This is a genomic window from Flavobacterium sp. AG291 (assembly GCF_003350375.1).
GTDB classification, from domain to species: domain Bacteria; phylum Bacteroidota; class Bacteroidia; order Flavobacteriales; family Flavobacteriaceae; genus Flavobacterium; species Flavobacterium suzhouense.
This window is the reverse complement of sequence record NZ_QQAR01000003.1, coordinates 1-12,679: the sequence shown is the minus strand read 5'-3', so window position 1 is coordinate 12,679 and position 12,679 is coordinate 1. Positions and strand designations below refer to the sequence as shown.

The 12,679-nt window shown below is 37.0% G+C and carries 13 protein-coding genes; 10 read left to right on the top strand and 3 right to left on the bottom strand.

The genetic code is table 11. From position 1 onward, the window contains the following. Positions 1-19 precede the first annotated feature (19 nt). Positions 20-748 (bottom strand): biotin--[acetyl-CoA-carboxylase] ligase, encoded by a 729-nt coding sequence (locus tag DEU42_RS03965; protein ID WP_114756993.1) that lies wholly within the window; start codon positions 746-748, stop codon positions 20-22. 100 nt (positions 749-848) lie between these two features. On the opposite strand from DEU42_RS03965, the gene rsfS reads away from it, so the two are divergent. From rsfS to DEU42_RS03925, 8 genes are all read left to right on the top strand, one after another. Further along, positions 849-1,220 (top strand): ribosome silencing factor, encoded by a 372-nt coding sequence (rsfS, locus tag DEU42_RS03960; protein WP_114756992.1) that lies wholly within the window; start codon positions 849-851, stop codon positions 1,218-1,220. A gap of 13 nt (positions 1,221-1,233) precedes the next feature. Beyond that, positions 1,234-3,162, top strand: coding sequence for an ATP-dependent zinc metalloprotease FtsH (ftsH, locus tag DEU42_RS03955; RefSeq protein ID WP_114756991.1), 1,929 nt, complete (start codon positions 1,234-1,236; stop codon positions 3,160-3,162). 105 nt (positions 3,163-3,267) lie between these two features. Then, positions 3,268-3,870, top strand: a complete 603-nt coding sequence (locus tag DEU42_RS03950; protein ID WP_114756990.1) for an LUD domain-containing protein — start codon at positions 3,268-3,270, stop codon at positions 3,868-3,870. A 1-nt stretch (position 3,871) separates the two neighbouring features. Next, entirely contained in the window at positions 3,872-4,699 is an 828-nt protein-coding gene (locus tag DEU42_RS03945) for a phosphatidate cytidylyltransferase (RefSeq protein ID WP_114756989.1), read from the top strand. Continuing rightward, on the top strand, positions 4,689-5,342 hold the full coding sequence (locus DEU42_RS03940) for a phosphatidylserine decarboxylase family protein (RefSeq protein WP_114756988.1): 654 nt from the start codon (positions 4,689-4,691) through the stop codon (positions 5,340-5,342). Before DEU42_RS03945 ends, DEU42_RS03940 begins: the two co-directional genes overlap by 11 nt. Next, positions 5,342-5,605 carry an acyl-CoA-binding protein gene (locus DEU42_RS03935; RefSeq protein WP_114756987.1) on the top strand — a complete coding sequence of 88 codons (264 nt, stop codon included), beginning with the start codon at positions 5,342-5,344 and terminating at the stop codon, positions 5,603-5,605. The genes DEU42_RS03940 and DEU42_RS03935 overlap by 1 nt, the downstream gene beginning before the upstream one ends. An 11-nt stretch (positions 5,606-5,616) precedes the next feature. Then, positions 5,617-6,393: a superoxide dismutase gene (locus DEU42_RS03930; RefSeq protein ID WP_114756986.1), complete on the top strand. Its 777-nt coding sequence runs from the start codon at positions 5,617-5,619 to the stop codon at positions 6,391-6,393. A 140-nt stretch (positions 6,394-6,533) separates the two neighbouring features. Further along, entirely contained in the window at positions 6,534-7,619 is a 1,086-nt protein-coding gene (locus DEU42_RS03925) for a hypothetical protein (RefSeq protein ID WP_114756985.1), read from the top strand. A gap of 67 nt (positions 7,620-7,686) precedes the next feature. On the opposite strand, the gene DEU42_RS03920 is transcribed toward DEU42_RS03925, so the two are convergent. Continuing rightward, the gene (locus tag DEU42_RS03920; RefSeq protein ID WP_114756984.1) at positions 7,687-10,317 is read right to left on the bottom strand and encodes a valine--tRNA ligase; all 2,631 of its coding nucleotides are present in this window, start codon (positions 10,315-10,317) and stop codon (positions 7,687-7,689) included. 160 nt (positions 10,318-10,477) lie between these two features. Between DEU42_RS03920 and DEU42_RS03915 the strand changes: the two genes are divergently transcribed. Next, on the top strand, positions 10,478-10,906 hold the full coding sequence (locus DEU42_RS03915; RefSeq protein WP_114756983.1) for a DUF1573 domain-containing protein: 429 nt from the start codon (positions 10,478-10,480) through the stop codon (positions 10,904-10,906). A 167-nt stretch (positions 10,907-11,073) separates the two neighbouring features. Beyond that, the gene (locus DEU42_RS03910) at positions 11,074-12,267 is read left to right on the top strand and encodes a pyridoxal phosphate-dependent aminotransferase (protein WP_114756982.1); all 1,194 of its coding nucleotides are present in this window, start codon (positions 11,074-11,076) and stop codon (positions 12,265-12,267) included. Positions 12,268-12,508: 241 nt separating this feature from the next. Here DEU42_RS03910 and DEU42_RS17770 read toward each other — a convergent pair whose 3' ends face one another. Next, a complete protein-coding gene (locus DEU42_RS17770) occupies positions 12,509-12,667 on the bottom strand; it encodes a T9SS type B sorting domain-containing protein (RefSeq protein WP_410501017.1) in 159 nt (52 codons plus the stop codon). Positions 12,668-12,679 lie beyond the last annotated feature (12 nt).

Genomic DNA, 12,679 nt, shown 5'->3' with positions numbered 1-12,679 from the left:
TTATAGCGGGTGTTTTTTTTTAATATAAAAGCTGAACTTCTTTAATCCCGTATGCTTTAACAGTATCGTCTTCAAGTTGTACTTTTAGCTCTCCTTTTTGAGATACCCCCTGTATTATCCCCATAAACCTTACTCCATTTTTCTCGAAAGGCATAGGTAGCCCTTTCTTATAAAGTTTTGCATGATAGTCTTTCCAAATCTTGCTGCCATTCTTGTTGAGTAAAATAGCGACATTTCGTTTAAGGCTTTCTACTATGGCAGTCATTATGGCATCTTTGTCAAACTCTTTATTCATTACTACAGCTAATGAAGACGCTTTCGTCAACTCACCGAATTCTTTTTGATTTACATTCAGCCCGATACCGATAACTGAATAAATCTCACCTCCTGATTTTATACTGTTTTCTATAAGTATGCCACCTATTTTTTTATTATCTGCCAAAATGTCGTTAGGCCACTTTATAAAAAGATTTGGAACCGAAAAATTCTCCAGCGCACCAACAACACTAACAGCTACAGCAGCATTCAAACTGAAAATCTCTGTTACATCAAGCAAAAGATCTTTAACCAATACACTAAAAGTAAGGTTCTTACCGGGTTCAACATTCCATTGAGCTCCCATTTGGCCTCGTCCGGCAGTTTGATCTTCAGCTGATACAATTGTAAAGTTTTCAAGATATTGTGCAGATGATAATCCCTTTAGATAATCATTTGTTGAGTTAATGGCACTGAGTTTGATAATATTCATTACAAAATAACTTTGTATTGCTTTTATAGCTGTAATAGTTTAACTAACGCTCAAAAGTAAATACAAAAAATGATAACTTTGCGAAAACATATAATTTTAAATGGCTAAGAAAAACGTAAGTAATGATGATCTGTTAGCTAATATCATCAAAGGTATCGAAGAAGTAAAAGGAAATGATATTGATATTCTTGACCTTAGGGCCATAGACAATACCGTTTGCGATTATTTTGTAATCTGTAACGGTACTTCAAATACACAAGTGAACGCAATAGTTCACTCTATCCAAAAAACAGTTTCCAAATCCCTGAAAGATAAACCATGGCATGTTGAAGGTACAGAAAATGGTGAATGGGTACTTATGGACTATGTGAATATTGTAGTTCATGTTTTTCAAAAACACATTCGTGAATATTACAATATTGAAAGCCTTTGGGGAGATGCCCGCATTACATCAATAGGAAACAACTATTAAATAACCGGAATTCATGTCAAAAGATAACAAACCAAACAAGGTTAGAATTAGCCCATGGGTAGTTTATGGAGGAATACTAGTACTATTCCTTGCTATAAATTTTTTATGGGGGGGCTCTAACTGGAATGACCCGCAGCAAATATCGCTTGCAAAATTTTACACTTACCTTGATAAAGGTGAGGTAAGCAAAGTAGCCTATAATAAAACAACAGCAGAAGCATTCCTTAAACCGGAAGCATTGAAGCTGAAAGAACATGAGAAAGTAAGTAAAGATCTTTTAGGTAATAAAAACACCAAAGGACCACACTATTCTTTCCAGACTGGAAATTCAGAAGAATTTCAGAAAACACTAAACCAGGCTCGTGAAGCCGGTAAATTAAACGATTATGAATTCCAGGGAGATGGCATTTGGGGTGAAGTTCTTATAACGCTTCTTCCTATACTTGTGATTGTTGGATTGTGGATTTTCATGATGCGCAGGATGTCAGGCGGTGGTGCCGGCGGAGGCGGTGGACAGATATTTAATATAGGTAAGTCTAAAGCCAGGCTTTTCGACGAAAAGAACGACATTAAAGTAACATTTAAAGATGTTGCAGGTCTTGAAGGGGCTAAAGAAGAGATACAGGAAATTGTAGAATTCCTTAAAAACCCTGAAAAATATACCAGCATAGGTGGTAAAATACCTAAAGGAGCCCTTCTTGTAGGACCTCCGGGAACAGGTAAAACACTTTTAGCAAAAGCTGTAGCCGGTGAAGCGAAAGTTCCTTTCTTCTCGCTTTCAGGTTCTGATTTCGTTGAAATGTTTGTTGGTGTAGGTGCATCACGTGTTCGTGACCTTTTCAAACAGGCAAAAGAGAAATCGCCAGCTATTATCTTTATTGATGAAATTGATGCTGTAGGACGTGCACGTGGAAAAAATAACTTCTCTGGTTCGAATGATGAGCGTGAAAACACTCTTAACCAGCTATTGACAGAAATGGACGGTTTTGGCACAAACACTAACGTTATTGTGCTTGCCGCTACCAACCGTGCTGATGTACTTGACAAAGCGTTAATGCGTGCAGGACGTTTTGACAGACAGATTTATGTAGATCTTCCGGATATTCGTGAAAGAAGAGAGATATTTGAAGTACACCTTAAGCCTCTTAAAAAAGCTGAAGATCTGGATACTGAATTCCTTGCTAAGCAAACTCCGGGATTCTCGGGTGCTGATATCGCTAACGTATGTAACGAAGCCGCGCTTGTAGCAGCGAGAAAAGATAAAAAAATGGTAGACAAACAAGACTTCCTTGATGCGGTAGACCGTATTGTGGGCGGACTTGAAAAGAAAAACAAAATTGTTTCTCCAGAAGAAAAGAGAGCCATTGCGATACACGAAGCTGGTCACGCAACTGTAAGCTGGATGCTTGAGCATGCTGCTCCACTAGTAAAAGTAACAATTGTACCTCGCGGACAAAGCCTTGGAGCTGCATGGTATCTGCCTGAAGAAAGACTTATTGTAAGACCGGATCAGATGCTTGATGAAATGTGTGCAACCATGGGTGGTCGTGCTGCCGAAAAAGTAATTTTCAACAGGATATCTACAGGTGCATTAAGTGATCTTGAAAAAGTAACTAAACAAGCCCGTGCAATGGTAACCATTTATGGCCTTAACGAAAAGCTTGGTAACATTACTTACTATGATTCATCAGGACAAAGCGAATATAATTTCTCAAAGCCTTATTCTGAAGAAACAGCTAAAGTTATCGATAAGGAAATATCAACTCTTATTGAAGATCAATACCAGAGAGCAATTAAGCTTCTGGAAGACAACAGAGATAAATTACTTAAGCTTTCAGATATATTAATTGAAAAAGAAGTAATCTTTAAAGATGACCTTGAGGATATATTTGGTAAGCGACCTTTTGATAAACATGAGCATGAGGTAATTACAGAAGCATAGGCAATTTATTTTGCTAAAAAAATCAAAAATCTTAATTCAATTCTTAAATTGAATTAAGATTTTTTTATCTTTGAGCATATCAGGAGAAATAAGGTAATGTAAGGTATGAGTCTTTTTAAGAAAATTTTCGGTGCAGCAAATGATGGTTCCAGTGAGGATAAAAATTCGGATTCGAATCCGTTCCTTCCGGAAGAACAACTCCCTGTAGACGAACTTTTTATGCTTAATTTCAGAAAAAATGGAGGCAAATTTATCTACTGTGAAAACCTTAGCGAATTGCATGAGCAGTTCCTGAATGTGCTCGAAGAAAATGATTGGTTTGAATGCAATGTTATGTGCCTTGAACCTAAACTTTACAGCCTACTCGACGAAAACAAGCTTTCTTACGCAAAATCGGACAATCCAAAGTTTCTTTTAGCGTCATGCGAAAATCTTATAGCGGATGAAGGTTCAATATTGTTTTCATCGAACCAAATCAAACAAAACAAGCCAAACGAACTACCTGCAAATATTGTAATTGTAGCAACTACAAGCCAGATTTTGGCAAATAAAAGTGACGGCTTAAGGGAAATCAAAAGAAAGTACGATAAAGATTACCCTACAAACATTACTACTATTAAATATTTTGAAAAAGTAAAAGAAGAAGATTTCCTGCATTACGGAAGTTCTGCTAAAAATCTATACCTGCTTCTTTTAGAAGATCTCTAACATGAATGAAAGTATTGTCAGGACGCTCTCGGGAATCGTTTATATAGCACTCCTTGTTGGCGCAACCCTGTTCTCCGAATATAGTTTCGTATTGCTGTTTGGCATGTTTATGCTTATTGCGATTAACGAATTCTGCAAACTTTCAAACCTGAGCAAAACTATTCCTTTAATTATGGGTGTTGTTGGTTTTGTTGTGTTTTCTCCTTTACTTATAAATACCTTTTACACTAATATACTTTTAAATATAGGGGCTTTATTTATGGCCTTTATGCTTCTTGAAGAACTTTTTGAAAAAGGCCCTTCGGCTCCAAAAGACAAGACAGCAAAACTTGCCAGACTTACAGGTTATGTAATATTACCTTTCCTGTTAATCATAAAACTTCCTTTTGTGATAGTTGGCGTCTACTCCCCTTTTGTAATTATAGGTAGCTTTATCCTGATCTGGACAAATGACACTTTTGCATACATCGTTGGCAAAACAATGGGAAGACACAAGCTGTTTGAACGTATCTCACCTAAAAAAACTATAGAAGGTTTTTTAGGAGGAATGCTGTTTACGATACTAGGCGCTTGTATTTTAAGTCAGTTTGATAATTTCTTAACACCGGTTTTCAACTCATCCCTTCCGTGGATTGGAGCCGCGGTAATCTTAGTAATATTCGGCACCTTAGGCGATTTAGTGGAGTCACAACTTAAGCGTAAAGCCGGCGTTAAAGACAGCGGTAACATAATGCCGGGACACGGAGGCATTTTAGACAGGCTGGATAGTATTATATTTGCAATACCTTTTCTATTTTTGTATTATCAAATTTTAACTTATGTTTCATAAAGAAGGAGCTAAACTTATTTTTATTGGGCTAATTGTAACAGTAGCCATTGCATTGCTTGCAGACCATTTCATTGCTAATGGAATACTTCGAATGATAGTACAACTGATAGCGCTTGCTTTCCTGATACTGATATTACAGTTTTTCAGGAATCCAAAACGTCATGTTATTGCTACTGACCATAACATTATTGCTCCGGTAGACGGGAAAGTAGTTGTTATTGAAGAAGTTTATGAACCAGAGTACTTTAAAGATAAAAGACTGCAGGTATCTATCTTTATGTCACCAATAAACGTACACGTAACGCGTTATGCCGTAAACGGACTGGTTAAGTTCAGCAAATACCATCCGGGTAAGTACCTTGTTGCATGGCATCCTAAAGCCAGCGAAGAAAATGAGCGTACAACTATTGTAATCGAAAACAATCTGTTTGGTGAAATATTATACAGACAAATTGCCGGTGCACTGGCAAGACGTATTGTTAATTATGCCCAGGAAGGTATGCAGGTTGTTCAGGGAACTGATGCAGGTTTCATTAAATTTGGATCAAGAGTAGACCTGTTCTTACCACTTGATACAGAAGTAAATGTAAAACTTGGTGAAAAAGCAATTGGCGGTAAAACAATAATCGCAACCAAAGCTTAATGCAGGAAAAAGATTTAGACACTCAGTTTCAGGAGGCTTATGAAAAAGCTTCAAACATGACTGAAGCCCTGCCTCAGGATGTGATGCTGCGCATTTATGCTTATTATAAGCAGGCTACAGGTGGTATTGCACAGGTAAACCCTTATCAGAATTTTGATTTGAGGAATGCTTTTAAAATGAATGCCTGGATGCAGGTAAGACACCTGACTCCTGACGAAGCAAAAAAATTATATATCGAGACTATTAATTCTATCATCAAATAATATAATAAATTATGAAAAAAGTAAAGATCTTATTATCGGCTTTTGTAGTAATGGCAGCAATGCAATCTTGTAAAGAAAAAAATAATCTTGAGGAAGTAGTAGCAGTCCCTGAACCCCAGAAAGAAGCTGCAGCTCCACTTGGAAACCCCGATGACGTTAAGGCTGAAGGAGGACCTTTTCAGATGGCTAAACTTGGTTATGCCTACGATGCTCTTGCACCTCATATTGACGCAAGAACAATGGAAATCCACTACTCTAAGCATTATAAAAAATATACCGACGAGCTTAACAAAGCAGTAAAAGGAACACCACTTGAAGCTAAAACAATTGAAGACATCCTGAAAACCCTTAATATGGAAGACAAGGCTGTTAGAAACAATGGTGGCGGCTATTATAACCATACTTTCTTTTGGGAAATTATGGGAGGCGCTAAAGCTGGTGAAACTCCTTCAGGAGCACTGTCTGAAGCTATTGTGAAAGACTTTGGATCTTTTGAAGCTTTCAAAACTCAATTTGCTGAAGCGGCTACTAAACAATTCGGTTCAGGATGGGCTTGGCTTGTAGTTGATTCTACAGGAAAACTGGTAATTGGCAGTACTCCAAACCAGGATAATCCTTTAATGCCTAACACAGGAATTTCAGGAAAACCTGTGCTGGCACTTGATGTTTGGGAACACGCATATTATCTGAACTATCAAAATAAGAGGCCGGATTACATAACAGCTTTCTTTAATGTAATCAACTGGGATACAGTAGCAAAAAAATATGACGCTGCAATAAAAAAATAATAACGGTTAAATCCGAAATCAAATCCGCCTAAAGGCGGATTTTTTTTATTCATAAGTAATTAATCAGTATTAAAAAATTGTCTGTTTAAAGAAAAAATGCCATTTTTGGATTCCTAAATAAACTAACTCAAACATAAATAATGAAATACCTATACCCTTTTGCTTTATTGCTATTTTTGGCTTCTTGCCAAAAAGAAGAAAAAAAACCTATTGACCGTACTAAAGCCGACTGGACATTCTACAAACTTGAAGGAGATGTGAAGCAATTATCTACCAAGTCATGGCAGGTTGATGGAAATATGCAAAAAATAAAACCGATGTTTGAAGACATGAGTACGCATGACAGCGACTTGATTTTTGATGAAGCCGGAATGCTTACGTCTGAAAAACAATATATAGGCAAAACTCCTTTTGAAGAGACCACATATAAGGGCCGTGAAAAGAAGCAGCAAACTATTCAATATATAAACAATGCGCCTGGGATTAAGATAGAATATGATTGGGACGCAACAGGTAAAAACAATACATCCATCACCAGAAGAAATAGTGATAATACCCAGATTGATCGTGTAGAAATGAAATATCAGGGCAATAAACTTGCCCAAAAAACTACTTTCAATGCTCAAAACAATCCTAACGACAAAATTGCCTATATTTATGACAGTAAGGGCAATGTAATTCAGGAAGATATATACTTAAATTCTGAATACGTTCAGCACAAAGCGATAAACAAATACGACAAGAAAAACAGAAAAATATCAGAAGCCCGTTATAACAAAGACGGCAAAAAACAATATGAGACTATCTCTAAATATGAAGGAGACAATCTTATGAAAAAATTCACTCTTAATGACAAGAACGAAGTTGATTACTCTGAAGACTATACTTATGACAGTAAAGGAAATGTGCTGACGCATTTGACCTTTGAAAATTTTGACAAATCTTATACCCTTGACACTTACACCTACGACGGAAAAGGGAACAAACTGACATGGGAGATAACTAAAAACAAAAAACCTTTTATGTCAGCAACTTTTACATATGACAAATACAACAATACAACCTCAGTAATTGTAAAAGACTCAAATACAGGAATGGAAGTTGATAAAAGAGAATATATATATGAGTATGATGCTAAAGGCAACTGGACAAAAAAAGTAACAAAAATAAAAGGTGTTCCACAGTTTTTAGCAGAGCGAATAATCACTTATGCTGATGAAGAATAAATCATAAAAGCTTTATACAAAAACGGCTGCCATCTGGCAGCCGTTTTCTATTTATCGCATTTATTTCTTATTTAAGACTCGCAAGACTTTGCTCTATTGTTGCAATTTTTGCAAGGGCGTCAGCTTCTTTTTGTCTTTCGATAGCCACAACTTTTTCCGGTGCACTACCTACAAACTTCTCATTAGAAAGTTTTGCCTGAACTGATTTAAGAAACCCTTTATTATAATTTAATTCTTCTGTCAGTTTAGCAATTTCCTCCTCAACATTTACATTTCCGGTTACCGGCACAAAATATTCATTAGACCTAACCCTGAAAGTAAGCGCTCCTGAAACCTTTTCAGCAGTATATTCTACTGAAGAAATGTTTCCAAGTTTAGCGATAACACTGTCATATTCATTAGAGATCCCCTCATTATTAACTATTTTAAGTTCAATAGCATCTTTCTGAGGAATATTCTTTTCTTTTCTAATTGTACGTATACCCGCTATAACTTCAGCGGCTACTTCAAACCCATTAATCAGTCTTTCATCTGCTTGTTTTAGCTTAGGCCATTCAGCAATAATAAGCGCTTCTTCTTCTGTTCTTTCAGCAATATGATGCCAAATCTCTTCCGTAAGGAAAGGCATAAAAGGATGAAGCAATTTCAGGTTATTCTCAAGCATCTCAATCGCACTGTTAAAAGTAGTCCTGTCGATAGGCTGTTGGTAACCCGGTTTTATCATTTCAAGGAACCAAGAGCAGAAATCATCCCATACCAGCTTGTAAATAGCCATTAGCGCATCAGATATTCTGTATTTTTCAAAATGATCTTCAATCTCTGCAAGGGTCTTATTCAGTTTTGCCTCATACCAGTTTACCGCTTTACGTGCATAATCCGGCTGATCGATATCTGCTACCTCCCACCCTTTTATAAGACGGAATGCATTCCATATCTTGTTTGTAAATGCTTTACCCTGATTACAAAGTTCCTCATCAAAAAGAATATCATTTCCTGCAGAAGCACTTAACAACAGTCCAACACGAACACCATCAGCTCCGAATTTTTCAATCAGATCAAGTGGATCCGGCGAATTCCCTAATGACTTAGACATTTTACGACGTTGATTATCTCTTACCAGTCCGGTAAGGTAAACGTTCGTAAATGGTTTCTCACCAGCATATTCATAACCCGCAATAATCATTCTTGCTACCCAGAAGAAGAGGATATCCGGCCCGGTCACAAGGTCATTAGTAGGATAATAATATTTAAAATCTTTATTTTCAGGCTCAAGTACACCTCCAAAAACCGCCATAGGCCATAACCATGATGAGAACCAGGTATCAAGTGCATCCGGATCCTGCTTAAGATCAGCTACAGTAAGATTCTGATTCCCTGTCCTTGTTTTTGCTAGCTCAAGAGCATCCGCAGGAGTTTCAGCTACTACAAAATCCTCTTTACCTTCTCCATAGTAGTAAGCAGGAATTTGTTGCCCCCACCATAACTGACGCGAAATATTCCAGTCACGGATGTTTTCCATCCAGTGGCGATATGTATTATTAAAACGGTTAGGGTATAATTTTACCTCTTCGGTTTCCAAAACAGCTTTAATAGCAGGCTTTGCAAGCTCTTCCATTTTCAGGAACCACTGATCAGAAAGCCTTGGCTCTATAACAGCTTTAGTCCTTTCAGATGTCCCCACCTTATTGATATGATTCTCTACTTTTTCAAGATTACCAATAGATTCCAGCTCTCTTGCAATTTCATCCCTTACCACAAAACGATCTTTGCCCGCATAGTGCAGACCAAAACTGTTTAATGTAGCATCTTCATTAAAGATATCAATGATCTCAAGGTTATGTCTTTCACCAAGTTCTTTATCGTTTACATCGTGTGCAGGAGTAACTTTAAGACACCCTGTACCAAACTCCATATCAACATACTCATCAAAAATGATAGGTATTACACGGTTTGCGATAGGCACAATAGCTTTTTTCCCTTTAAGATGCGTATAACGTTCATCATTAGGGTTGATACAGATCGCAGTATCTCCCAGTATAGTTTCTGGACGCGTAGTTGCAATGGTAACAAAATCACCTGTACCTTCGATCTGGTATTTTAAATGATACAGCTTTCCTTGCCTTTCTTCGTAGATAACTTCTTCATCAGAAAGCGTCGTTTTAGCTTCCGGATCCCAGTTAACCATTCGGTAACCACGATATATAAGTCCTTTATTATATAAATCCACAAACGATTTTATAACCGAAGCAGACATATCAGGATCCATTGTAAACTTAGTACGTTCCCAATCACATGAAGCTCCCAGTTTTTTTAACTGGTCAAGGATAACGCCTCCATATTTATCGGTCCATTCCCAGGCATGCTTAAGGAATTCTTCACGTGTAAGATCATTTTTATTGATCCCTTCAGCTTTTAGCTTAGCAACAACTTTCGCTTCAGTGGCAATAGATGCATGATCAGTGCCGGGTACCCAGCAGGCATTATAACCTTTAAGGCGTGCTCTTCTTATCAGTACATCCTGAATAGTATTATTAAGCATATGCCCCATATGCAGTACCCCGGTAACGTTTGGCGGAGGTATTACAATAGTATAAGGTGTTCTATGGTCTGGCTCTGAATGAAAATAATTGTTTTTCATCCAGTAATCGTACCATTTGCTTTCGGCTGTCTTGGCGTCAAATTGTGCTGGGATCGTCATAACTTACAGTGCTATAAATTATCCAATAAAATATTGGTATGTTTTTTGTAAAATGTATGCAAAAGTAACCATATAAGTACAATTTTGAAAAAACATTATAGCATAATTTGCACTTTAATTTAAACTGAGTATTTTTACTAAATCCAAATTCACTATTACTATGAAAAGACTTTTAGGATTTTTTGCAGTTTTACTACTTACAACCGTATCATACGCACAATCAGGAGCGAAAATGGAATTCAAATCTGACACTGTTGATTATGGAAACACTTCTAAAGAAACGGACAACGGTATAAGGTTTTTTGAATTTACAAATACAGGCGATGCACCTCTAATCATCAAAGATGTAAAATCAAGTTGTGGCTGCACCGTGCCATCATGGCCTAAAGAGCCTATTGCACCAGGAAAATCAGGAAAGATCGAAGTTAAATATAATATGACCCCTGGTCCTATACGTAAAACTATAACTGTACAATCAAATGCTGTTAATCATTCCGACGGTGTTGTAGCACTTAAAATAAAAGGCGATGTGACTAAAAAAGAAGAAGTCAATATTCTTGACAAGAAAAAATCACTCCCAAATCAATAATAAATTAATGCCAAACTATACAAGCCCTGTTTCTACAGGGCTTTTTCTTTTTATAACATTTTCACTTTACTGATAACAGAACAAAAACAATTTTGATCAGGTATAAATTATTAAATCTCTAAAAAAAATCGCAAATTTGCACCAAACATTATAAAAACTAAAATACAATGCCTCAAGTATCTAATAAAGGCAGGCAAATGCCTGAATCACCAATCAGGAAACTGGTTCCATATTCTGAAATGGCAAAAAAGAAAGGCCATAAAGTGTATCACCTTAACATAGGCCAGCCAGACATCAAAACTCCTGAAGTGGCGCTGGAAGCTATAAAAAACAATACTGTAAAAATATTAGAATACAGTCATTCTGCTGGTTTTGAAAGCTATAGAACTAAACTTGCTGCAAGCTATAAAACTCACGGCGTAAATGTAGATGCTGCTGACATAATCATTACTACAGGAGGTTCTGAAGCACTACTTTTTGCTTTAGGAAGCACAATGGACGCCGGAGATGAAATCATTATTCCTGAACCATTTTATGCTAACTACAATGGATTTTCAGTTGCATCGGGAGTAACGGTTGTACCTGTTATCTCAACTATTGATGAAGGCTTTGCACTTCCTCCTATCGCTGACTTTGAAAAACTTATTACGCCAAAAACTAAGGCAATCCTTATATGTAATCCGGGTAACCCTACAGGATACCTTTATACGCAGGAGGAAATACAGCAACTTGCTGAACTTGTAAAAAAACATGATCTTTTCCTTATTGCAGATGAAGTATATCGTGAATTTACTTATGATGGTGACAAACATTATTCAGTAATGAATGTACCGGGAATAGAAAACAATGCCATAATGATTGATTCAGTTTCTAAACGTTACAGTATGTGCGGTGCAAGAATTGGATGTATTGTTTCTAAAAACAAAGAAGTAATGTCTACAGCTATGAAATTTGCTCAGGCACGTCTAAGCCCTCCTACTTTTGCGCAGATTGCAAGTGAAGCTGCTCTTGAAACACCTCAAAGCTATTTCGATGAAGTTATTGGTGAGTATAAAGAGCGTAGAGATACGCTTATTAACGAACTTAATAAAATTGAAGGCGTTAAGGTTGCAACTCCAAAAGGAGCTTTCTACTGTATTGCTAAGTTACCAGTAGACAATGCTGACAACTTTGCTCAATGGTTACTTGAATCATACGACCTTAATGGAGAAACCGTAATGGTTGCTCCTGCTGCAGGCTTCTATTCTACTCCTAATGTAGGTCTTGATGAAATTAGAATTGCTTACGTTCTTAAAAAAGAAGACCTTATTCGTTCCGTAGAAATTCTTTCTGATGCTATAAAAAAATACAACAGCAAATAATAACTCTTAGGTTATATGATAAGCCCTTCGTTTTCACGAGGGGCTTTTTTGTAGTATATCTAAGCGCATTCATTCCTTCGTTGTTTACTGCCGCCACTTATCCCCTCCTATCATAGTATTATAACATCTCTATCAGGAATAATTAACAACTGACGCGAGTTCTTCAAACTCACAATCTCCCTATAAAAACAAAAACCGGGCAGCTGTTGGCTGCCCGGTTCTTTTTATTGTTTTTGCATTCTTATCTCTTCAGTGAGAAATGCGATTTAAATTCACGTATCACGGTTGTTGTTCCGTCATATTCCGGGTAGGTAACGGTAAACCAGTAGTCGGTTGCCGGTACCTGTACACCGTTGAAGGTACCATCCCATCCATCACTGTCAGGGCTGATCTGTTTGATCAGTTTGCCGAA

Coding starts and splice junctions, on each gene's coding strand:
- DEU42_RS03965 (WP_114756993.1), bottom strand. CDS start 748: ATGAATATTATCAAACTCAGTGCCATTAACTCAACAAATGATTATCTA.
- rsfS (WP_114756992.1), top strand. CDS start 849: ATGGCTAAGAAAAACGTAAGTAATGATGATCTGTTAGCTAATATCATC.
- ftsH (WP_114756991.1), top strand. CDS start 1,234: ATGTCAAAAGATAACAAACCAAACAAGGTTAGAATTAGCCCATGGGTA.
- DEU42_RS03950 (WP_114756990.1), top strand. CDS start 3,268: ATGAGTCTTTTTAAGAAAATTTTCGGTGCAGCAAATGATGGTTCCAGT.
- DEU42_RS03945 (WP_114756989.1), top strand. CDS start 3,872: ATGAATGAAAGTATTGTCAGGACGCTCTCGGGAATCGTTTATATAGCA.
- DEU42_RS03940 (WP_114756988.1), top strand. CDS start 4,689: ATGTTTCATAAAGAAGGAGCTAAACTTATTTTTATTGGGCTAATTGTA.
- DEU42_RS03935 (WP_114756987.1), top strand. CDS start 5,342: ATGCAGGAAAAAGATTTAGACACTCAGTTTCAGGAGGCTTATGAAAAA.
- DEU42_RS03930 (WP_114756986.1), top strand. CDS start 5,617: ATGAAAAAAGTAAAGATCTTATTATCGGCTTTTGTAGTAATGGCAGCA.
- DEU42_RS03925 (WP_114756985.1), top strand. CDS start 6,534: ATGAAATACCTATACCCTTTTGCTTTATTGCTATTTTTGGCTTCTTGC.
- DEU42_RS03920 (WP_114756984.1), bottom strand. CDS start 10,317: ATGACGATCCCAGCACAATTTGACGCCAAGACAGCCGAAAGCAAATGG.
- DEU42_RS03915 (WP_114756983.1), top strand. CDS start 10,478: ATGAAAAGACTTTTAGGATTTTTTGCAGTTTTACTACTTACAACCGTA.
- DEU42_RS03910 (WP_114756982.1), top strand. CDS start 11,074: ATGCCTCAAGTATCTAATAAAGGCAGGCAAATGCCTGAATCACCAATC.